We start from the raw sequence: 21,199 nt of genomic DNA, 5'->3' as shown, positions 1-21,199 counted from the left end.
CCGCCGGACCCGGGGTCCGGCCCGCGTGGCGGCGGTGCGGTCAGCCGAGGCGTCGCACCAGGGCCCGGTACTCGTCCCACAGCTCCTTCGGGGTGTGGTGCCCGAAGGTGTTGAGGTGCTCGGGGACGAGCGCGGCCTCCTCGCGCCACACGTCCTTGTCGACCGTGAGGAGGAAGTCGAGGTCGGAGTCGGAGAGGCCGAGGCCCTCGGTGTCCAGGGCGCCCTTCGCGGGCAGCACGCCTATGGGGCTCTCGACGCCCTCGGCGCGGCCGTCGAGCCGGTCCACGATCCATTTCAGGACACGGCTGTTCTCACCGAACCCGGGCCACACGAAGCGCCCGCCGCTGTCCTTGCGGAACCAGTTGACGTAGTAGATCCTCGGCAGCTTCTCCGGGTCCCTGCCCTTGGCGACGTCGATCCAGTGCCCCATGTAGTCGCCCATGTTGTAGCCGCAGAACGGCAGCATGGCGAAGGGGTCGCGGCGCAGCTCGCCGACCTTGCCCTCGGCGGCGGCGGTCTTCTCGCTCGCCACGTTGGCGCCGAGGAAGACGCCGTGGTTCCAGTCGAAGGACTCGGTGACGAGCGGTACGGCGCTCGCGCGGCGCCCGCCGAAGAGGATCGCCGAGATCGGCACGCCCTTCGGGTCCTCCCACTCCGGCGCGATGATCGGGCACTGCGCGGCGGGCACGGTGAAGCGCGCGTTGGGGTGCGCGGCGGGCGTGCCGCTCGCGGGCGTCCAGTCCGCGCCGCGCCAGTCGGTGAGGTGCGCGGGCGGCTCCTCGGTCATGCCCTCCCACCACACGTCGCCGTCGTCGGTGAGCGCGACGTTGGTGAAGACGGCGTTGCCCCACAGCGTCTTCATGGCGTTGGCGTTGGTGTGCTCGCCGGTGCCGGGGGCCACGCCGAAGAAACCGGCCTCGGGGTTGATCGCGTAGAGCCTGCCGTCCTCGCCGAACCGCATCCAGGCGATGTCGTCGCCGATGGTCTCGACGGTCCAGCCCTCGACGGTCGGCTCCAGCATCGCGAGGTTCGTCTTCCCGCACGCGCTCGGGAAGGCCGCGGCCACGTACTTCGACTCCCCGCGCGGCGGCGTGAGCTTGAGGATCAGCATGTGCTCGGCGAGCCAGCCCTCGTCACGCGCCATGACGGAGGCGATGCGCAGCGCGTAGCACTTCTTGCCGAGCAGCGCGTTGCCGCCGTAGCCGGAGCCGTACGACCAGATCTCGCGGTCCTCGGGGAAGTGCGAGATGTACTTGGTGGGGTTGCAGGGCCAGGGCACGTCCGCCTCGCCGGGCGCGAGCGGGGCGCCGACGCTGTGCACGGCCTTGACGAAGAAGCCGTCCTCGCCGAGTTCGTCGAGCACGGCCTGCCCCATGCGGGTCATGGTGCGCATCGAGGCCGCGACGTACGCGGAGTCGGTCAGCTCGACACCGATCGCGGAGAGCGGCGAGCCGAGCGGCCCCATGCAGAACGGCACGACGTACATCGTGCGTCCGCGCATCGCGCCCCGGAAGACGCCGCCGCGCCCGTCCGCGCCCTGGAAGGTCTCGCGCATGACGGCCGGGTCCTGCCAGTGGTTCGTGGGGCCCGCGTCCGCCTCCTTCGCGGAGCAGATGAACGTCCGGTCCTCGACGCGTGCGACGTCGGAGGGGTCCGAGGCGGCGTAGTACGAGTTCGGGCGGAGCGCCGGGTCGAGCTTGCGGAAGGTGCCCTTGCGCACGAGCTCGGCGGCGAGCCGGTCGTACTCCGCCTCGGAGCCGTCGCACCACACCACCTCGTCCGGCTCGGTGAGGGCGGCGATCTCCGCGACCCAAACGCGCAGCCCGGCGTGCCGGGCCGGCGGGGCCCCGGGCGGGGTCGCGCCGGCGGTCTCGGCGGTCCCGGCGCTACCGGGGTGAGGGATGCCGGTGGCCGTGCCGGAAGTGTCGGAGGACGGGGGAGCCGCGATGTCGCGCGCCACGAATTGCTCCTAAGCGAGGGTGGGAGGACTGTCTGCCCCGTGGGGGCCGCGGCCCGGACGCTCTCGTAGCCGCTCATCCGGTGCCGACCGCACTCATATGATCCTGCGCCTTTCGCGCCCATCTGTCCAGGGCACCGCCCATGTGAGCGGAGTGACGCGGGACACGGCAAGGGGGGCGGGAGCTGTCGCACGTCCCTGAGCAGGCGGGACACCGGGGTTCACCCGGCCTCGCTACGATGCCGACATGACCGCGCCCGCTCGTGTCGCGACGCAGGCTCCCCCCGACCCGCCGGGCGGGCCGCCGAGGCCCCCCGACCCGCCCCCGCTCCCCACTCCCCCGGCCCCACCGGTTCGCGCACGCGGCACGGACACGCGGACACCCCTCCTCCTCCGTACACCGGCTCGAAGGACATGCGGCAGATGACCACGACGCACGACTCCACGCCCGCCCCCGGCCCCTCGGGGACGGCGGAGGCCACCGGCGCGCCCTCCGCCCTCGGCCTCCCGCCCCTGGTCAAACCGCGGATGCGCGGCTGGCTGCACGCGGGGATGTTCCCGGCGGTGGTGATCGCCGGTCTCGTCCTGACCGCCTTCGCCGACTCCGGCCGCGGCCGGGTGGCCTGCGCGATCTACGTCCTGACGGCGTGCCTGCTCTTCGGCGTGAGCGCGCTCTACCACCGGGGGAACTGGGGGCCGCGCGCCGGAGCGGTGCTGCGCAGGCTCGACCACGCCAACATCTTCCTGATCATCGCGGGCACCTACACGCCGCTGACGCTGCTCCTGCTGCCCGACGGCAAGGGCACGTGGCTGCTGTGGGCGGTCTGGGCGGCGGCGGCGGCCGGTATCGTCTTCCGGGTCTTCTGGGTGGGCGCCCCGCGCTGGCTGTACACGCCGTGCTACATCGCGATGGGCTGGGCCGCGGTCTTCTTCCTGCCGGACTTCATGCGCGCGGGCGGCGTCGCCGTCCTCGTCCTCGTCCTCGTCGGCGGGCTGCTCTACAGCGCGGGCGGCGTGATCTACGGCATGAAGCGCCCCAACCCCTCCCCCCGCTGGTTCGGCTTCCACGAGGTCTTCCACTCCCTGACGCTCGCGGCCTTCGTCGTGCACTACGTGGGGATCTCGCTGGTGGCGTACCAGCACGGGTGAGGCGGGGGGGGCTCCGGGCGTGCGATGTGTACGAGCCGAGGAGCCGAGGAGCTGACGAGCTGACGAGCTGACGAGCCACAGCGCCTGTGGACAAAGTCCGGCAACCCGTCCGGAGCCCGTGCGAGTCTGTGGGCGTGAACGGAACCGGCCTCGTCCTCACCTTCGCGCCCGCCTTGGAGACCTTCCTCCCGCGGGGGCGCCTGACCCTGCCGTCGCGCGCGGACGGCGTCTCCACGCTGGGGCACCTCGTGCAGTCCCTCGGCGTGCCGCTCACCGAGGTGGGCGGTCTCACCCGCGACGGGACGCCCGTGCCGTTCTCCCTCATACCGGCGGGCGGCGAGCACGTCTCGGTCGCCCCCGTCGACCGCCCCCAGCGGGTACCGGGCGCCCCGCTCCGCTTCCTCCTCGACGTCCACCTCGGCACGCTCGCGCGCCGGCTGCGCCTGCTCGGGGTGGACAGCGCCTACCAGCCGGAGGACCCGGGCGACCCGGCACTCGCCGCCCGCTCGGCGGCCGAACACCGGGTACTGCTGAGCCGCGACCGAGGACTGCTGCACCGCCGTGCGTACGTGTACAGCCACCGCCCGGAGGAACAGCTCACCGACGTCCTGGAGAGGTTCCGCCCCCACCTGCGCCCGTGGACCCGCTGCACCGCCTGCAACACCCCCCTGCGGTCGGCCACCCCGGCGGACGTGGCCGACCGCGTCGCCGCCGGCACCCGCGCCACCTACGACGTCTACGCGGACTGCCCCGCCTGCGGACAGGTCTACTGGCGCGGCGCCCACCACGACCGCCTGGCCCGCGTCGTCGCGGAGGCACTGGAGACGGTCGGCCAGGAGCCGGAGGCGGAGGCGGAGGCGGGGGCGGAGGCGGCGCCGGGGGCGGGGGCGGGGGCGACCCCCTGACCCCACCCCCTGCCCCCACCCCGTCCGCCCTCGCCGTCCGCGACCACGCCGGGTGGTGGGTGAGGCCCGTCCTGGGCGGCCCGCGGGGGCTACGCCCCGCGGCTGCCCAGCCGCCTGGCGACCTCGTCCGGGTCCGTTTCGGGACGGTCGCAGACGAAGCCCCGGCACAGGTAGGCGGCCGGTGCGCCCTCGACCAGGGGGCGGTCGGCGAGCAGGGGGAACTCCGGCTCGGCGGAAGGGGGCCCGGCGGCGACGACCGCGCCGGGGGAAGTGGCGAGCAGGGCGGCGCAATGGAGGGCGCGCGTGCGGGGGTCCTCGGGGGCGCCGACCACGGCGACCTCGTAGGGGCCCGCGAGGAGGGCCTCGGCGACCGCGAGGCCGTGGCCGACGAAGCGGGGGGCGCGGGGCGCCAGCGCGGCGACGACCGAAAGGGCCTGCTCGGCGGCGGCGCGGTGCGCGGTCGAGCCGGTCAGGGCGGCGTAGGTGAGGAGGGCGCCGGCCGCCGCGTTCCAGCCGGAGGGGGTGGCGTTGTCGGTGGGGTCCTGGGGACGGTGGATCAGCGCCTCGGCGTCGGCGGCCGTGTCGTACAGGGCTCCGGTGTCGTCGCGGAAGCGGGCGAGGACTTGGTCGAGCAGCAGCCCGGCGAAGTCCGTCCACACACCCTCGCCGGTGACGGAGGCGAGGGTGAGGAAGCCTTCGGCGACGTCGGCGTAGTCCTCCAGGACGCCCGCGTTCCCGCCGGGGCGTCCGTCGCGGGACGTACGGGTGAGGTGGCCGCGGGTGTCGAGGTGGACGCGGACGAGGAGGTCGGCCGCGCCGGTCGCCGCCGCCACGAGATCGGGGCGGCCGAAGTAGGCGCCCGTCTCGGCGAGCGCGGCGATCACGAGGCCGTTCCAGGCGGCGACGACCTTGTCGTCCCGGCCCGGCGCGGGGCGTTCCTCGCGCGCGGCGAGCAGGGCGCGCCGGATGCGGTCGAGGCGGGCGGCGTCGACGGGCGGGCTGTCGAAGCCGTCCGTGCGGGGCAGCCTCAGCACGGAGCTGCCGTGCTCGAAGGTGCCCTCGGGGGTGACGCCGTAGTGGGCGGCGGCGAGGGCGGCGTCCGCCTCGCCGAGTACTTCGCGCAGTTGCTCCGGGGTCCACACGTAGGAGGCGCCCTCGACGTGGCGGCCGGTGCCGTCGTCGCTGTCCGCGTCGAGCGCGGAGGCGAAACCGCCCTCGGGGGTGCGGAGTTCGCGCACGAGGAAGTCGGCGGTCTCCAGGGCGACGCGCCGCGCGAGGGCCGAACCGGTGGCCCGCCACAGGTGGGCGTAGAAGCGGCACAGGAGGGCGTTGTCGGAGAGCATCTTCTCGAAGTGCGGCACGGTCCACTCGCGGTCCACCGCGTAACGGGCGAAGCCGCCGCCGAGCTGGTCGTAGATACCGCCGCGCGCCATGTGCTCGGCGGTGTCGGCGGCCATCTGGAGCGCGCCCTCGGCGCCGGTGCGGGCGTGGTGGCGGAGCAGGAACTCCAGGACCATGACCGGGGGGAACTTGGGCGCGCCGCCGAAGCCGCCGTGCCGTGAGTCGTAGTCCCGGGTGAGGCCGAGCAGAGCCGCGCCGAGCGCGTCGGCGCCGGGCGGCGCGGCACCGTCGGGCAGCCCCAGCCCGCGTCCCGTGAGGTCCGCCGTGACGCGCGCGGCCACCTCGTCGACCTCCGCCCGCCGGTCGGCCCAGGCCGCCCGCACCCCTTCGAGCACCTGCCGGAAGGCGGGCGTGCCGTGCAGCGGCCGGGGCGGGAAGTACGTACCGAAGTAGAACGGCTCACCCCCGGGCGTGAGGAACACCGTCATGGGCCACCCACCCTGCCCGGTCGCCGCCTGCACCGCCTCCATGTAAACGGCATCGACATCGGGCCGTTCCTCACGGTCCACCTTGACGGCGACGAAGTGCTCATTGACGTACGCGGCAGTCCCCACGTCCTCGAACGACTCCCGCGCCATGACATGGCACCAGTGGCACGCCGAGTACCCGACCGACAACAGCACGGGCACATCCCGCCGCGCCGCCTCCTCGAACGCCTCCGGAGACCAGGGCCACCAGTCGACCGGATTGTCAGCGTGCTGAAGCAGATAAGGCGAGGTCGCACCAGCCAACCGGTTCATGCGCCCCAGCCTCTCACAGCGCCCACCACGACCGGCGAAACGCTGCCAAGCCCGTCCCACCGGGCGGCACCATTCTTTTCCGAGCCGCACATCCCAGCACCTCGGAACAGTAGGCTGAGCGCAGCAGTGCCGGACCTGCCGAGGCCCCTCCAAGGAGGTACACCATGACCGCCGAGATGGTGGCGCCCGCGTGGATGCATACGCAGATCAGCGCGGAGCAGTACGACTCCTGGTCAGAGAAGCAGTGCGCCGGCATCGAGATCGTGGACGGGATGGTCGTCGTGAGCCCGAGCGCTTCCAAGCGCCACAACCGGCTGGCCCGCATCCTGGCCAACGCCCTGGACGCGGCAGCAGGCCCGGACTGGAACGCGGACACGGACTTCGACGTCCGCCTACAGGACGTCCCCCTCACCAACCGCCGCCCGGACGTCACCGTCTACCGGGCAGAAACCATCGACCTCACGCCCACCCGCCCCGAGCACGTACTCCTTGTAGTCGAGGTCGTGTCGCCGGGCTCGGAGACGACGGACCGGATCGTGAAGGTGGACCAGTACGCCAAAGCCGGCATCCCCTTCTACTGGCGCATCGAGCAGGCCGCCACCGGCGTCCCGATCGTCTATACCTACGTCCTCGACCCCGCCACCAAGGCCTACCGGGACAGCGAGATGTTCACCGGCACGATAAAGGCCAGCGTTCCCTTTTTCATCACTGTGGACTTGGGCGCCGTCTAACGGCCAGCATCCGCACAGGCACCGTCACGGACGAAACGGCCACTAGTGTCCTGAGTCGTAAGTCTGCGGGTGGTTATAGAGTGGGTTGATGCCTGGTCCGAAGCCGCTGTCGCTGGAGTTGTCCGATCACGAATGCCGGGTGCTGCGGGGCTGGTTGCGCAAGCAGACGGCGTCTCAGGCGTTGGTGCTGCGGTCGAGGATCGTGCTGGCGTGCGCGGAGGGCCGGCCGAACGCGAAGGTCGCGCAGGATCTCGGTGTCTCGCGGGAGACGGTGCGCAAGTGGCGGGCCCGGTTCGCCGCGGACCGGCTGGAGGGCCTGGTGGACCGGCCCCGTTCGGGGGCGCCGCAGAGGATTACGGACGAGCAGGTCGAGGCCATGGTTTCCAGGACACTGGGCCAGAGCCCACCAGCAGGTGATTCGCACTGGTCGACGCGTTCGATGGCCGAGGCGGCAGGAATGTCGCAGTCGGCCGTCTCGCGGATCTGGCGGGCGTTCGGCCTCAAGCCGCACATCGTGGAGACCTGGAAGCTGTCGACCGACCCGCAGTTCGTGACCAAGGTGCGTGATGTGGTGGGTATTTACTGTCGCCGCCCGAGAACGCGCTGGTCCTGGCGGTGGACGAGAAGTCGCAGATACAGGCCCTGGACCGGACCCAGCCAGTGCTGCCGATGGCCCCGGCCACGCCGGCGAAGATGACCCACGACTACGTCCGGCACGGCACGACCAGCCTGTTCGCGGCCCTGGACATCGCCTCCGGCTCGGTCATCGCCCAGCACTACCGCCACCACCGCCACCAGGAGTTCCTCCGCTTCCTGAAGGTCATCGACGCCGCCGTCCCCAAGAACCTCGAACTCCACCTGATCCTGGACAACTACGCCACCCACAAGACCGAGCCGGTCAAGAAGTGGCTGCTCCGACACCCCCGCTTCCACTTGCACTTCACCCCCACCTTGGCCTCATGGCTCAACCTCGTCGAGCGCTGGTTCGCCGAACTGACCTGCCGCAAACTCCGCCGCTCGGCCCACCGCAGCGTCGTCGAACTCGAACGCGACATCCGCGGCTGGATCAACGAGTGGAACAAGAACCCCAAGCCGTTCATCTGGACGAAGACCGCCGACGACATCCTCGACACCCTCGCCGCATACTGCACACGAATTAACGACTCAGGACACTAGGCATACCCGGTCAGCTCGACACCCACAGGGGGGACGCGATGGACGAGGTTTCCGGACTATCCGATTTCTGGAAAGAGTTCAGCTCCCTCGGGCAGGAAGTCGACCACTTCGCAACCGCCCGGCTTTTCGACGGCACACCCGCAGTGTGGCCCCAAGAACTGAGCTACATCAAGTGGCGACATCTTGTGGCAACCGAACTAGGCGTGGACCCGATGGCTGTGCAGCTGGCCGGAAGCGCCCGACTGGGCTACTCAATGAACCCGAAGAAGAACTTTAGAAAGTTCCACGAAGGTTCCGATTTGGACATCGCAATAATATCATCGGAACTTTTCGATAAAGCATGGGGGGAACTTCAAGAAATAATTGAAGGTGATTCGACCCTTTCCAGAGAGCGCAGGTTCGAGAGCTCTTGGACCTGTTTCAGCGTGCAGTGTCGGCAAGGAAGCGAAATGGCGAGAACGGAGAAACCGAAAGCCTTCTGGAATCACTGGCGATCAGTGTCGACATGTCGGACGAGGAAGTCGAGAAAATCATCGAAGCGTACACATCGGGTGTTCGGAACTCCTCTGACCTCGGCTCACGCCGGATTCGCTCCCAGCAGTTGACGTTGCTTCTTTCGAGGAAAATCAAGAAGTAGGATGGGAATTGGGCCCCCCGTGCGCCGTGCAACGGCACCTCTTCTGCAAGTCACAGGACGGCTGCTGCGCCAAGACAAGCGCATGACCGACAATCAAGCCGATCTGCTGACGTTGCCGTGCAACATCGATGATCCGGGGTGGCTGGAGCGTCCGTAGCACGACTACCAGGGCGAGGCCGCAATGCGCTTCGGTTTTCTTGTGGCCCGCTCGGCTCGAAGGTGACTTCGCAGCCTGCTGGATGGCCGAGCAGGACACCCAGGGCACCAGCGAGTTTGGGCGCGTTGTCGTGCCAGGGGATGCAACCGTGTGCGGGACTCGAAACAGCGCGGATGATGGACCACGTATCCTCCACGGCGCAAGAGAGGTGGGAACAGCCAGCCGATCACCGTCTTCTCGCGGGCCGGCGTCCCCCTCTGGTCGGCCCCACCCGAGTGTCGGCGGGCCACGCTCCGACTCCTGCTCCACCCCGGGCATCTGCGCGTCAGATGGTCGAGGTCGATCAGGTGATCCCGTTGAGGCCACTCCGACACGGCCTTCCTCGCGCCATTGACGTCGCCAACTTCCACCGACCGTTCCGGGACCCGCAGCATGGCAGCGGCCTCCCGGTTCTTCCCGCTGATCCCGAAGCACGTCACGACCTGGAGCCGGCCCCGCTCCCGCGCGTCTCTCTCGACGCCGGTCAAGCCACCGCCCCGAACACCTCAGCCCGCCCGGTATGAACGCTGACCGATCCTTTGCCTCGACAACAGTCGGCTCGCGGCCTGAGTCCCCCTCGCGGGGCCACCCGGACGCAGGGGCTCGGTTCCCGTCGCGCTCGGGCGCAAGGGGCGTCGCCTGCGGACGGCTTGCCGCCCCTTCGAGAGGCAGGACTCCGCGGCAGAAACCGGGAAACGCCGATGCGCCCGCGGATCGCCGGGAGGCGAGTCCCCGCGTGGCGGGCGGCGCGCTTCCGCACGTCGCCGACCGGCTTCGGATGTTCTACCTGGGGCGACGGCCCGGCAGCGGATCCCCCTCCGGCCCGGCGCCGGCCGCCCGGCGCCCCCGCCCTCGTCCGGCCCGGCGGCTCGCGCGCCGGGGGCGGCATTCCGTGGTTGACCGGGCAGGGTGGGGGGCCTTGGATGGCGGTCATGGCTGAAGCGGTGAGTGCGCAGGAACCCGTGATCGAATTTCCCACGCAGGCGGACTGGGAGGAGTGGCTGGGGCGGCATCATGGGCAGGCGGCGGGGGTGTGGGTCAAGCTTCCCAAGAAGGGGTCCGGGCTGGCCGGGATCGACTACGCCACCGCCCTCGATTCGGCGCTCTGTTTCGGCTGGATCGACGGGCACAAGAAGAAACTGGACGAGCGGTACTGGCTGCAACGTTTCAGCCCGCGCCGTCCCACCAGCTCAGCCCGCGCCGTCCCACCAGCAGGTGGTCGCAGGTGAACCGGGACAAGGTGACGCGGCTCATCGAGGCGGGGCGGGTACGCGCGCCGGGGCTCGCCGAGGTGGAGCGGGCCAAGGCGGACGGCAGATGGGCGGCGGCGTACGCGAGCCCCGGCAAGGCCGTCGTGCCCCCTGACTTCCGGGCCGCGCTGGACGCCGTACCGGCCGCCGCCGAGTCCTTCGGCACGCTCGACAGCCGCAACCGCTTCACGATGATCTACCGGGTCGAGGACGCCAAGCGGCCGCAGACCCGCGCCGCGCGCATCGAGAAGTTCGTCGCCCTGCTCGCCGAGGGGAAGAAGCTGCATCTCTGACGGGCCCCGCCCCGCGACGGGCGGGGATGGGGGGATGGGGCGGGGGCGACACGGCGCTTACGAGTTGGTGCGTGATAGCGGGTGAGGTGTCGTGCCACGTGGATGGCATGATCCCGCTGTGGCGATCATGGTCAATCGGGCGGTGCTGGCGCATCGACTGTTCACGGGGCTCTCCCGGCGTCATCTTGCGTGCTTGGTCGAAGAGTTGGCCGAGCCGTGGCAGGCCGGGGTCGAGGGTCGCCGCCATGCTGTGCGAGGCGGGGCCCGCAGGCGGGCCGAAGGCGCCGGCGCCCGCCATCAGCTGGTGTTCGTCGACCGGTTGGTGGCCACACTCATCCACCTGCGGCACGACCTGCCGCACTCGGTGCTGGGGCTGCTGTCAGGTGTCGACCGATCCACGGTCACCCGGGCGATCGGAGAGGTGCGCACGCTCTTGGCGGAGCGGGGGTGCGCGGTTCCCGACCGTCCCGGCCTGCGGCTTCGGACTCCGGCGGATGTGTTTGCCTACGCGCAGGCCGAAGGTGTCGAGCTGCGTCTGGACGCCACCGAGATCCAGGTCCGCCGGCCACCGGCCGGCCGCGGCGGCCGGCGCGCATTCGTCTCGGGCAAGAAGAAGCAGAACACGATGAAGGCCACCGTGATCGCCGACTGGCGGGGCCGCACGTTATGGACCGATGCCCTACGACCTGGGCGTATGCACGACGCCACCGCCGCCCGCGACGAAGGCATCGCCATCTGCTTCCAGCACTTCCCCGACGTCGAGGTCCTGTTGGACGACGGCTACCTGGGGCTGAGCCGCGACCATCGCGGGCAGGCGATCACGCCGCCGAGAAAACCCCGGCCGGGAGCACTGCCCGACAGAGTCGAACAACGGGGACGCGACCGCCACGGCCACTCGTCCGACCGCATCACCGTCGAACACGCCCTCGCTGATCACAAACGCTGGAAGCAACTGACCCGCTGGACACATCGCCGCGACCGCCTGCCCGACACCTACCGCGCCATCGCCGGCCTCGTCTCCGACCGCAACACCAGCATCTGAAAACGGCCGTGAGCAGGGCAAACACACCTCACCCCCTATCACGCACCAACTCGTTAGGGGTCGTCCCCCCGGGCGGGAGGGGCTGCTTCGGCCTCGGCTTGCCTCCGCTCGCGTCGGTGGCATGATCCGTCCGGATCGCGGCGGGAGGCGGAGCGCGGCGAGAAAAGGAGTACACGCATGAGTGACCTCGTGGAGCCCGGGGGCGCCGAGGCGGCCGGGCGGGCCGCCCGCTTCGGGGAGGTGCCGTCCACCACCCTCGCCGAGGTGCTGGGCGGGGGGCAGGTCATGGATCTCGGGATACGGCCCCTGTGGGGGCCGGGGCCCCGGCTCGCGGGGCCCGCGTACACCGTGCGGTGCGTGCCGGGGGACAACCTCATGCTGCACGCGGCGATCTACCGGGCCGCGCCCGGCTCGGTCGTCGTCGTGGAGTCCGGGGACCTGGAGTACGCGCTCGCGGGCGGGAACGTGTGCGCCGTGGCCCAGCGGCGCGGGATCGCCGGGTTCGTCGTGGACGGCGTGATCCGCGATCTCGGCGAGGTGCGCGCGGCCGGGTTCCCCGTGTACGCGCGGGGGATCGTGCCGGTGCCGGGGACGAAGAAGGGGCTCGGCTCGCTGGGCGAGCGGGTGCGGTGCGGGGGCGCGGGCGTAGGGGCCGGGGACTTCGTCGTCGCGGACGAGGAGGGCGTCGTCGTGACCCCCGCCGGGCGCGCCGAGGAGGTGCTGCGGACGGCCCGGGAGCGGCTGGCCGGGGAGGAGTCGCAGTCGCTGGACGACTGGGAGGCGCGGCACCGCGCCAAGGTCGAGGCCGCGCTGCACGCCGCGGGGTACATCGGCTGAGGCGCGACAGCCCGCCGGGGAACGGCCCGTACGCGTCCGGGCCCCGCCCGCCCCCTCCCCCCGTACCGTCCCAAAGCCCCCTCCCCGCGCGCCGGAAGTGCGAAGGGCGCCAGTTCTGGGAACCGTTTCCGCATCTGTGTGCGACGACCGTGGTAGGGGTCCCGGGGAGACACGGGGGACGGGAAGGGGCTGATATGGCGCAGGAGTTGGCGGGGCGCGTGGGCTTGCGGGCCGAGCACCGGGCGGAGGCGGAGCGGCTGTTGACGCGTTCCGTGGACGAGGAGGTGCGGCGCGGCGGCGGGAAGCTCGACGCGGGCGTGCTGCTCGGGCGGGCGCGGGCGGCCCTGGACGAGTGGGCGGCCCCGGCGGCGGAGGAGTACGCGGCGTACACGGCGGCGCTCGACGAGGCGGCGGCGGGCGCGGTCAGCATCTCCACGGCGTTCTCGCCCCGCACGCTCGGCGGTCCGCTGCTCGTCACGGCGACGGCGACGGCCGCCGCCTTCGTCGCGGACGTCGTGCTGGGCACGGGGGTCAGCGCCGCGGTCGGGGCCGGGGCCACGGTCGCCGTCGCGGGCGCGGCGACGACGTTCGTGAAGGCGACGGCGGGGTACTGGCCGGCCGCGCACCACCGGGCCGGGGCCCTGGGCCAGCCCGGCGGGCTCGACCAGGCGCGCTTGCAGTGGCTCACGGCCCTGGAGGTACGGGGCATCCGCCCGTACCTCGACCAGCAGCGGCTCCTCGCGCGGAGCGTGGCGTCGCGCACGGGCGACCGGGGCACGGGGCGGCGTACCGGGCTCGCCCGGACGGCGGATCGCGGGGCGGCGGCGCGGCGGCGTTCCGTGCTGGAGCAGTCCTTCGCCCATCTCCCGCAGCCGGAGGGGGTGTTCGCCGGGCGGCGGGACGAACTCGCGGAGATCGCGCGGCTCGTGCGCTCCGCGCGGGCGGCGACGCGGACGCGTCCGGTCGTCGTGGTGCTGCACGGGGAGCCGGGCTCGGGCCGGACGACGCTCGCGGTGCGCACCGCGCACACGCTGCGGGACCAGTTCAAGGGCGCCTGTGTCGTGGACCTGCGCGGCGGCAGTCCGGACACCCCGCCGCTGCCGACCCGCGACGCGCTGATGCACCTGCTCAACCGGCTCGGCGCCCCGCGCGAGCAACTGCTCTTCCGCGACCGCAGCTCCTCCGGGCAACAGGTCCGGAAACTCACGGAGTTGTACCGCCGGCATCTGCGCGGGCTGCCGGTCACGGTGATCCTGGACGACGCCTCGGACGCGGCGCAGGTGCGGGCCCTGCTGCCGGAGCACTCCGACAGCCTCGTCCTGGTGACGGCACGCGGGCCGCTGGAGCTGACCGGTCCCGGCTCCGGTGCCGCCTCCGCCGAGGCCGAAGAGGAGGGCGCCTGGGTGCACCAGGTCCCGGTGGGCGCGCTCGAAGCGGCGGGTGCCGAGGAGGTCGTGCGGGCGAGCGCGGGGCCGCTCCCGGGCCCGTACGACGCCGAAGCGATGGACGAGATCGGGGAGTTGTGCGGCGGGCTGCCGCTCGCGCTGCGGCTCGCGGGCTCGGCGCTCGGGGCGCGCGGCCCGCGCGGCCTCGCCGCCGATCTGGCCGCGTACGGCCCCGTCGCCCCCGTGGAGCGGGCGCTGTGGCTGCGGTACACGGATCTCGCGCCGGAAGGGCAACGGCTGTTGCCGCGGCTCGCGCTGGCCGGGCGGGCCTCGCTCGGCGCCGGGGCGGCGGCGGCGTTGCTCGACGTACCGGAGGGGACGGCGGCGTTGCTCGACGTACCGGAGGGGACGGCGACGCGGCTGCTCGGCGAGCTCGCGGCGGCCGGGCTGGTCGATCACGTGCGTGGGGACAGGTACCGGCTGCACGACCTCGTGCGGGCCTTCGCGCGCACGCGGCTCGTGGACGAGGAGGCGGCGGCGGAGCGGGTGGCCGCGCTGGAGCGGCTGATCGTCGAGTACGGCGAGCTGGCGGACGCCGTGATCCGGCTCGTAAACGGCAAGACGTCCACGCGGGTGGGGGCGCCGGGTCCGCGCGGATTCGCCTCGCTGGAGGCGGCGTTGCGGTGGCTGGACGAGGAATCCAGCTTCATCACGGCGGCGTTGCGGAAGGCGGAGGGCGTCGATCAGCGCGCGGTGCTCGATCTGCTCGGGGCGCTGTGCGACTACTGCCTGCTGCGCAGGGGACCTCTACCGCCTGGGCGAGATCAGCGAGTTGACCGAGGCGGTGGACAAGGGGCTGCTCGGGCGCTCGGTGCAGTGGCGCAAGGGCATCGCGGCGCGGCAGCTCGGCGAGCTGGACACGGCCCGTACGACCCTGGCGTCCGTCGTGGACCTCTACCGCGAGGCGCACCACGAGCCCGGCACCGCGCGGGCGCTCGCTTCGCTCGGCATCACCCTGCACCACCAGGGGCGGCTGCCCGAGGCTACGGAGAAGCTGCGCGAGGCGGCGGCTCTCCAGAGCGGCGCGGCGCTCGGCGGCGACCGGGGCTGGACGCTGCACGCGCTCGCCGCCGTGGAGCGCGACCGGGGGCGTCCGGGCGAGGCGCTGACGCTGCTGCGGGAATCGCTCGCCCTGCACCACGAGAACGAGTCGGTGCACGGACTGGCCTGGGCGCACTACCAGTTGGGGCAGGTGTGGCTGCGACAGGACGAGCCGGGCCGTGCCGCGGACGCGCTCCGGGAGGCGCTGGAGCTGTACGGGCGGACGCGGGACGGTCGCGGCGAGGCGTGGGCGCTGACCCAGCTCGCGCGCGGCGAACTCGTCGCGGCGGACTCGGCGGCGGCCGTCGAGGGGCTGCGGGCCGCGTTGAGCCGGCACCGCGAGAACGAGGACGCGCGCGGTGAGGCGTGGACGCGGTACTACCTGGGGCGGGCGCTCGACGCGGAGGGCGTCGGGGACCCGGCGCTGCGCGAGCTGGAGCGGGCGCGCACGATGTTCTCGCGGATGCGGGACGTGTACGGGCTCGCCTGCGCCCGGCACCACTCGGCGCGCCTCACCCGCGACCACCGGGCGGCGCGCACGGGCTCGCTGCGCAACAGCGGCTTCGCGCGCCAGCTCCTCGTGGACGCGCGCGCCGACTTCCGGCGCATGGAACTCGCGCACGGGGAGGCGTGGACGTGCCTCGAACTGGCCGTCGTGGACGCGGGGAACGCGCGGCTCGCGCAGGCGGTGGAGCTGACCGGGGAGGCGGACCGGCTCTTCGGCTCGTGCGGGGACCGCAGGGGCGGGGACTGGGCGCGCTTCCTGCGCGCCTCGCTGCTGCCGTACGCGTCGGCGGGCGGGTTCGAGGTGGGCGCGGTGGTGGCCGAGGAGGAGCTGACCGCGCTCGCGGCGGCGGCGCACCCGGCCCGCGACGAGGCGCTGGGCGGCTACATCGAGGGCTACCGGCTCCTCCTCGGCCGGGGCGCGGTCCCCGGAGGACGGCTGGCAGGGCTGGCGCCTCGGCATGATCCCGGGGCGGCACGCGCGGGAGGTCATGGGGGTGGAGGTGGAGCGGGCGGGGTGGTGAGAGGGGACGCGGGAACACGCCCTCCGGCCCGTCGTCCGGCTCGCCCTCCGGCCCCACCTCGCCTCGCGGGGTGGAGCCGGACGGGCGGGAGCCGGACGGCGTGGAGCCGGAACGGGCCGGGATCAGCCCCGGGGGCCCGGGGTCGCCGTCGGCGATTCCGCCGGGTCGTGCGATTCCGCCGGGTCGTGCTCCGGCGCCGAGGGGTCCTCCGGCTCCTTGAAGTCGACCTTCCGCATGTGCCGGCTCATGGACTTCATCAGGGCCCAGACGCCCACCGCCATGACCGCGAAGACGACGAACCCGAGGAGACCGGGGGTCACCTTGTCGGCGTCGACCTCGGCGAGGGGGACGAAGTGGATCATGGCCTGGCCTGCGCTCGCGCTTCCGCTCATTCAGCCATTGTCACGGATGCCCGCAAAGAGGTCGTCCTCGGGGAGGGACGTTTCGACCAGAGACTTCGCGAGTTCGAAGTCCTCGGTCGGCCAGACCTCCTTCTGGATCTCCATCGGGATGCGGAACCAGCCGCCGTCGGGGTCGATCTGCGTGGCGTGCGCGATGAGCGCCTTGTCGCGGATCTCGAAGTAGTCGGCGGCCGGGACGAAGGTGGTCAGGGTGCGTTCCGTGCGCTCCGACTCCTCCCAGCGCTTGAGCCAGTCGCCGTACGGGGACTCCAGGCCGCGCGCGAGCAGCGCCTCGTGCAGCGCGACCGTGCGCTGCCGGTTGAAGCCCTGGTTGTAGTAGAGCTTCGAGGGCTGGAAGACGGGCCCGAACTCCGCCTCCGGGAAGCGCTCCGCGTCGGCGGCGCCCTCGAAGGCCGCCATGCTGACGCGGTGGGTCATGATGTGGTCGGGGTGCGGGTAGCCGCCGTTCTCGTCGTAGGTCGTGACGACCTGCGGCCGGAAGGAACGGATCTCGCGCACGAGCCGTCCGGCGGCCTCCTCCACGTCCACGAGCCCGAAGCAGCCCTCCGGGAGCGGCGGCAGCGGGTCGCCCTCGGGGAGTCCGGAGTCGACGTAGCCGAGCCAGGTCTGCTGGACGCCGAGGATCTCGCGGGCCTCGTCCATCTCCTTCCTGCGGACCTCGTGGATGTTCTCCTCGATGTAGGGATCGCCCTGGAGCTTCGGGTTGAGGATGGACCCGCGCTCGCCCCCGGTGCAGGTGACGACGAGCACGTCCACCCCCTCCGCGACGTACTTCGCCATCGTGGCGGCGCCCTTGCTGGACTCGTCGTCGGGGTGGGCGTGCACGGCCATCAGGCGCAGCTTCTCAGTCAAGACTCGTTCCTCAGGTGTTCGTCGCGACGACCGCGATCCTGCCGTTGATCCCGCCGCGCGCGGCCTGGGGGCGGGGTCCGGCCGGCCGGGCAGGGGCTTCTATAGTGACGGAACCGGCAAGCGGAAAATTCCGGCTTCCGCGCATCGGGAACACGCCACGTGAGGCGGCGCGCACCGGTGGCCACGGGCGACACGCACCGAGGACTCGGGCGAAGGGACGATCATGACGGCGACCGCACCCGGCACGGCCGAGGCCGACGCCGACGCCGCCCGCGCGTTCGCGAGCCGCTACGGGCGCGACAAGCGCACCGACAAGCAGCTCAAGACCGCCGGCGCCGTGCTCGGGGTCGTCTTCCTCGTGGTCGTGGGCTGGCTCGGCTGGAGCTACATCGCCGGGCAGAAGCTGAGCGCCGAGGTCATCTCCTTCGACGTCGTCTCGGACCACGAGGTGAAGGTCCACCTCGAAGTCCGCAAGGACGAGGGCGCCAAGGGCTCCTGCACGATGCGCTCGCAGGCCGAGGACGGTGCCGAGGTCGGGCGCGCGGACTTCCGCTTCGAGCAGTCCGCGAAGCGCGTGGACAAGGTCGTCAGCTTCCGCACCACCTCGCGCGGCACCACCGCCGAGCTGGTCGGCTGCCACGCCGACTAGGCGCGCCGCCCGCCCCGGGCGGACCGCCCGGCGCACGCCCCGGTGAGGCCCCGCGCGGGCCCGCGCCGGTGCCTTCGGCGGGGTGCTCCCGCGAGGCAAGTCCCCCGGGAATGTCCTCCCGCTCCGGCGTCTGAATTGTTAGGCTCGTGGTTTCGCCCGTCCGTGAAGGAACATCCTTCTGGTAGGGCGTTGATTTGTATTCCCAGTACCTACGAGGAGCACCTGTGACCCAGACGAGCGAAAACGTCACCTGGCTGACCCAGGAGGCGTACAACCGGCTCAAGGAGGAGCTGGAGTACCTGTCTGGTCCGGCGCGCACCGAGATCGCGAAGAAGATCGAGGAAGCGCGTGAGGAGGGCGACCTGCGCGAGAACGGCGGGTACCACGCGGCCAAGGAGGAGCAGGGCAAACAGGAGCTGCGCGTCCGCCAGCTCACGCAGCTGCTCCAGCACGCCAAGGTCGGGGAGGCCCCCGCCGACGACGGCATCGTGGAGCCGGGCATGGTCGTCACGATCGCCTTCGACGGCGACGAGGACGACACCCTCACCTTCCTCATGGCCTCGCGCGAGTACGCCAGCTCCGACATCGAGACCTACTCCCCGCAGTCGCCGCTCGGCACCGGCGTCAACGGCAAGAAGGTCGGTGACACGGCCGAGTACGAGCTGCCCAACGGCAAGAAGGCGTCGGTGAAGATTCTCGACGCCAAGCCGTACCAGGGCTGAGTCCCCGCCCGCGCGCCGAAGGCCCGCCCCGCCGTTGTGGACCCGCGGCCGGGGCGGGCCTTCGCGGTGCGCGGGGGACGGTCAGCCGTCGGCCCGGTGGAACTTGCGTACCGCCAGGGTGCGGAAGACCACGGCGATGAGCGCCGAGTAGAGGAGCGAGGCCCACACCGGCTGCTGCATCGGCCAGGCGGACGAGGGCGAGACCCCGGGGTCGCCGAAGAGCTGGCGGCACGCCTGCACCGCCGCGCTGAACGGGTTCCAGTCGGCGATGTGGCGCAGCCACGGGGTCATCTGGCGCGAGTCCACGAAGGCGTTCGACACGAAGGTGACCGGGAAGAGCCAGATGATGCCGCCGGAGGTCGCCGCCTCCGGGGTGCGCACCGAGAGGCCGATGAGCGCGCCGATCCAGGTGAAGGCGTAGCCGAAGAAGAGCAGCAGCCCGAAACCGGCGAGGATCTTGCCGAGGTTCGTCGGCTCGGCGGAGCCGGGCCGCCACCCCACGGCGAGGCCGACCGCCGCGAGCACCGCGAGGGTCACCGCCGTCTGCACGAGGTCCGCGACCGTACGGCCCGTGAGCACCGAGCCGCGCGTCATCGGCAGCGACCGGAAGCGGTCCACGATGCCCTTCTGCATGTCGTCCGCGATCCCGGCCGCCGAGCCCGCCGTCGCGAAGGTGACGGTCTGCGCGAAGATGCCCGCCATCAGGAAGTTCTTGTAGACGTCCTGGTCGTGGTGGGACCGATCTTGATCGAGCCGCCGAAGACGTACGTGAAGAGGATCACGAACATCACCGGCTGGATGATGTTGAACAGCACCACTTCCGGGATGCGGGTCATCCTGATCAGGTTCCGCCGGGCGATGACCAGCGAGTCGGACACGGCGCTCATCGGGTCTGCTCCTTGTCGTCCGGGGCGCCGTCGCCGGCGCCCGCGCCCCCGCCGCACCCTCGGCCCCTGCCGCCGTCCGCCCCGCTCCCGCCGCCGTCCGCCCCGCCGCCGTCCGCCCCGTCGCCGCGCTCCGTCCCCGGGCTCTTCTCGCCCTCCGCCACGTGGCCCGTCAGGCTGATGAAGACGTCGTCCAGGGTCGGGCGGCGCAGGCCGATGTCGTCGATCTCGATGCCGCGCGTGTCGAGTTCGCGGATCACCTCGGCCAGGAGCCGCGCGCCGCCGCGCACCGGGACGGTCGGGCGGCGGATGTGCTCGTCGCGGCTCACCGGCTCCTCGCCCGCGTCCGCGACGGACACCCGCGCGAGGACGTCCGTCGCGTCCCCGAGCCGTGCCGGATCGTGCACGACGCCCTCCACGCGCTCCCCGCCGATCCGCGCCTTGAGCTCGTCCGAGGTGCCGCGCGCGATCACCCGGCCGTGGTCGATGACGCAGATGTCGTGCGCGAGGTGATCGGCCTCCTCCGGGTACTGCGTCGTGAGGAGCATCGTCGTGCCGCCCGCGACGAGGTCCTGGATGACGTCCCACAACTGCTGCCGGTTGGCCGGGTCGAGCCCGGTCGTCGGCTCGTCCATGAACATGACGGGCGGCCTGACGACGAGCGCGGCGGCGAGGTCGAGGCGGCGGCGCATCCCGCCGCTGTAGGTCTTGGCGGTGCGGTCGGCGGCCCCGGCCAGGTGGAACTGGTCGAGGAGTTCGGCGGCCCGCGTCTTCGCCTGCCTGGCCTTGAGCTGGTAGAGCCTGCCGACCATCTCCAGGTTCTCGCGCCCCGTCAGGTACTCGTCCACGGCGGCGAACTGCCCGGAGAGGCCGATGACGCGGCGCACGTCGTTCGGGCGCCGGACGACGTCGAAGCCCGCGACGCTCGCCGTGCCCGCGTCGGGGCGCAGCAGCGTCGTCAGGCACTGCACGGCGGTGGTCTTCCCGGCGCCGTTCGGGCCGAGGAGTCCGAGTACAGTCCCTTCGGGCACGTCGAGATCGACGCCGTCGAGCGCCCTGACCGAGCCGAAGGTCTTCACGAGCCCTTCGGCGTGCACGACTCCGCTCACACGCTCCCCCGTCTGCTCCGGGCCGTCTTTCGCCCAGCATCACCGGGCGCACGAAGGTCCGCACGACGGGTGCGGCGAACGGGGGCGGCAGCGGTACGTGCCGTATGCACCGATTTGCCCGGCGGACACCCCGGGCCAAGGGCCCGTAAGCAAAAAATGACCTCTCTTTGGTTTACGCACCCCCGGTCCCTGTGGGCTCCGGGCCGCGTACGCTGTCCCCCAACCAGCCACCAAGCGTGAAGTGAGCCCCGGCCATGCCCACATCTCCGGACATGACGACCGCGAGCGGATCCGGTCTGCTCGAAACCCTCCAGCACTCCGTCGCGGTCTTCGCGCGGCGTGCCGAACAGACCCGCCTCGGCGGGGTGGGGCAGGTGCGGAACTCGATGGACCGCGCCGCGTATCTCCTGCTGAACCGGCTCGACTCCGAGGGCCCGATGGGCGTCAAGGCGCTCGCCGCGAGCATGGGCATCGACTCCTCCACGGTGACCCGCCAGGTCGCCCCGCTCGTGGACACGGGCCTCGTCAAGCGCACCTCGCACCCCGAGGACGGGCGCGCCGTCGTGCTGCGCCTCTCGCCGCGCGGCGAGGCGCGGCTCATGGAGGTACGTGCCTCGCGGCGCGCGCTGATGGCCGAGCTGACGGCGGACTGGACCCCCGAGGACCGCGAGGCGTTCACCGAGCTCCTGGGCCGCTTCAACGGCGCCCTCACTGCGCCGCCAGGCGGGCCCGG

At 72.1% G+C, this 21,199-nt stretch carries 14 protein-coding genes and 4 pseudogenes; 12 read left to right on the top strand and 6 right to left on the bottom strand.

Features of this window, described 5'->3' with window-relative positions; all coding sequences use genetic code 11:
- Positions 1–40: 40 nt before the first annotated feature.
- A complete protein-coding gene (locus SSBG_RS19140; protein WP_037870142.1) occupies positions 41–1,960 on the bottom strand; it encodes a phosphoenolpyruvate carboxykinase (GTP) in 1,920 nt (639 codons plus the stop codon).
- 420 nt (positions 1,961–2,380) lie between these two features.
- On the opposite strand from SSBG_RS19140, the gene trhA reads away from it, so the two are divergent.
- Positions 2,381–3,106, top strand: coding sequence for a PAQR family membrane homeostasis protein TrhA (trhA, locus tag SSBG_RS19135; protein ID WP_008747723.1), 726 nt, complete (start codon positions 2,381–2,383; stop codon positions 3,104–3,106).
- 134 nt (positions 3,107–3,240) lie between these two features.
- Complete coding sequence (locus SSBG_RS19130; protein ID WP_008747722.1) at positions 3,241–4,011, top strand: Mut7-C RNAse domain-containing protein; 771 nt, start codon at positions 3,241–3,243, stop codon at positions 4,009–4,011.
- Between the two features lie 89 nt (positions 4,012–4,100).
- Here the strand turns inward: SSBG_RS19130 and SSBG_RS19125 are convergent, their stop codons facing one another.
- Entirely contained in the window at positions 4,101–6,152 is a 2,052-nt protein-coding gene (locus SSBG_RS19125) for a thioredoxin domain-containing protein (protein ID WP_008747721.1), read from the bottom strand.
- Between the two features lie 164 nt (positions 6,153–6,316).
- On the opposite strand from SSBG_RS19125, the gene SSBG_RS19120 reads away from it, so the two are divergent.
- The 7 genes and pseudogenes from SSBG_RS19120 (at position 6,317) to SSBG_RS35875 (ending at position 15,828) form a co-directional block, all read left to right on the top strand.
- A complete protein-coding gene (locus SSBG_RS19120) occupies positions 6,317–6,883 on the top strand; it encodes a Uma2 family endonuclease (RefSeq protein WP_037870141.1) in 567 nt (188 codons plus the stop codon).
- Positions 6,884–6,971: 88 nt separating this feature from the next.
- Positions 6,972–8,059 (top strand): annotated as a pseudogene (locus tag SSBG_RS19115) (IS630 family transposase).
- Positions 8,060–8,468: 409 nt separating this feature from the next.
- Positions 8,469–8,696, top strand: coding sequence for a hypothetical protein (locus tag SSBG_RS34960; protein WP_234010593.1), 228 nt, complete (start codon positions 8,469–8,471; stop codon positions 8,694–8,696).
- 1,128 nt (positions 8,697–9,824) lie between these two features.
- Positions 9,825–10,435, top strand: a pseudogene (locus SSBG_RS36195) (YdeI/OmpD-associated family protein).
- 127 nt (positions 10,436–10,562) lie between these two features.
- Positions 10,563–11,477 carry a transposase family protein gene (locus SSBG_RS19105; protein WP_008747715.1) on the top strand — a complete coding sequence of 305 codons (915 nt, stop codon included), beginning with the start codon at positions 10,563–10,565 and terminating at the stop codon, positions 11,475–11,477.
- A gap of 177 nt (positions 11,478–11,654) precedes the next feature.
- Positions 11,655–12,314, top strand: a complete 660-nt coding sequence (locus SSBG_RS19100; RefSeq protein WP_037870139.1) for an RraA family protein — start codon at positions 11,655–11,657, stop codon at positions 12,312–12,314.
- A 194-nt stretch (positions 12,315–12,508) separates the two neighbouring features.
- A pseudogene (locus tag SSBG_RS35875) lies at positions 12,509–15,828 on the top strand (tetratricopeptide repeat protein).
- 122 nt (positions 15,829–15,950) lie between these two features.
- Here SSBG_RS35875 and SSBG_RS19090 read toward each other — a convergent pair.
- Positions 15,951–16,220: a hypothetical protein gene (locus SSBG_RS19090; protein WP_234010590.1), complete on the bottom strand. Its 270-nt coding sequence runs from the start codon at positions 16,218–16,220 to the stop codon at positions 15,951–15,953.
- Positions 16,221–17,102, bottom strand: a complete 882-nt coding sequence (mca, locus tag SSBG_RS19085; protein ID WP_008747712.1) for a mycothiol conjugate amidase Mca — start codon at positions 17,100–17,102, stop codon at positions 16,221–16,223.
- Between the two features lie 223 nt (positions 17,103–17,325).
- Between mca and SSBG_RS19080 the strand changes: the two genes are divergently transcribed.
- Together SSBG_RS19080 and greA are read left to right on the top strand one after the other, a co-directional pair.
- Positions 17,326–17,751, top strand: coding sequence for a DUF4307 domain-containing protein (locus SSBG_RS19080; RefSeq protein WP_008747711.1), 426 nt, complete (start codon positions 17,326–17,328; stop codon positions 17,749–17,751).
- 224 nt (positions 17,752–17,975) lie between these two features.
- A complete protein-coding gene (greA, locus tag SSBG_RS19075; RefSeq protein WP_008747710.1) occupies positions 17,976–18,473 on the top strand; it encodes a transcription elongation factor GreA in 498 nt (165 codons plus the stop codon).
- 81 nt (positions 18,474–18,554) lie between these two features.
- On the opposite strand, the pseudogene SSBG_RS19070 reads toward greA, so the two are convergent.
- Positions 18,555–19,360, bottom strand: a pseudogene (locus tag SSBG_RS19070) (ABC transporter permease).
- A complete protein-coding gene (locus SSBG_RS19065) occupies positions 19,357–20,466 on the bottom strand; it encodes a daunorubicin resistance protein DrrA family ABC transporter ATP-binding protein (RefSeq protein ID WP_037870137.1) in 1,110 nt (369 codons plus the stop codon). The pseudogene SSBG_RS19070 and the gene SSBG_RS19065 overlap by 4 nt, the downstream one beginning before the upstream one ends.
- Before the next feature lie 254 nt (positions 20,467–20,720).
- Here SSBG_RS19065 and SSBG_RS19060 point away from each other — a divergent pair.
- Positions 20,721–21,199: MarR family winged helix-turn-helix transcriptional regulator (locus tag SSBG_RS19060; RefSeq protein ID WP_008747707.1), on the top strand; the 479-nt coding region annotated here is incomplete at its 3' end.

The organism is Streptomyces sp. SPB074, assembly GCF_000154905.1.
Lineage (GTDB): Bacteria > Actinomycetota > Actinomycetes > Streptomycetales > Streptomycetaceae > Streptomyces.
This window is presented reverse-complemented; position numbering and strand designations above follow the sequence as displayed.

What these genes read in the sequence shown, in the direction of transcription:
- trhA (WP_008747723.1), top strand. Translation starts at nt 2,381, where the DNA reads ATGACCACGACGCACGACTCCACGCCCGCCCCCGGCCCCTCGGGGACG.
- SSBG_RS19125 (WP_008747721.1), bottom strand. Translation starts at nt 6,152, where the DNA reads ATGAACCGGTTGGCTGGTGCGACCTCGCCTTATCTGCTTCAGCACGCT.
- SSBG_RS19120 (WP_037870141.1), top strand. Translation starts at nt 6,317, where the DNA reads ATGACCGCCGAGATGGTGGCGCCCGCGTGGATGCATACGCAGATCAGC.
- SSBG_RS19105 (WP_008747715.1), top strand. Translation starts at nt 10,563, where the DNA reads ATGGTCAATCGGGCGGTGCTGGCGCATCGACTGTTCACGGGGCTCTCC.
- SSBG_RS19100 (WP_037870139.1), top strand. Translation starts at nt 11,655, where the DNA reads ATGAGTGACCTCGTGGAGCCCGGGGGCGCCGAGGCGGCCGGGCGGGCC.
- SSBG_RS19090 (WP_234010590.1), bottom strand. Translation starts at nt 16,220, where the DNA reads ATGAGCGGAAGCGCGAGCGCAGGCCAGGCCATGATCCACTTCGTCCCC.
- SSBG_RS19080 (WP_008747711.1), top strand. Translation starts at nt 17,326, where the DNA reads ATGACGGCGACCGCACCCGGCACGGCCGAGGCCGACGCCGACGCCGCC.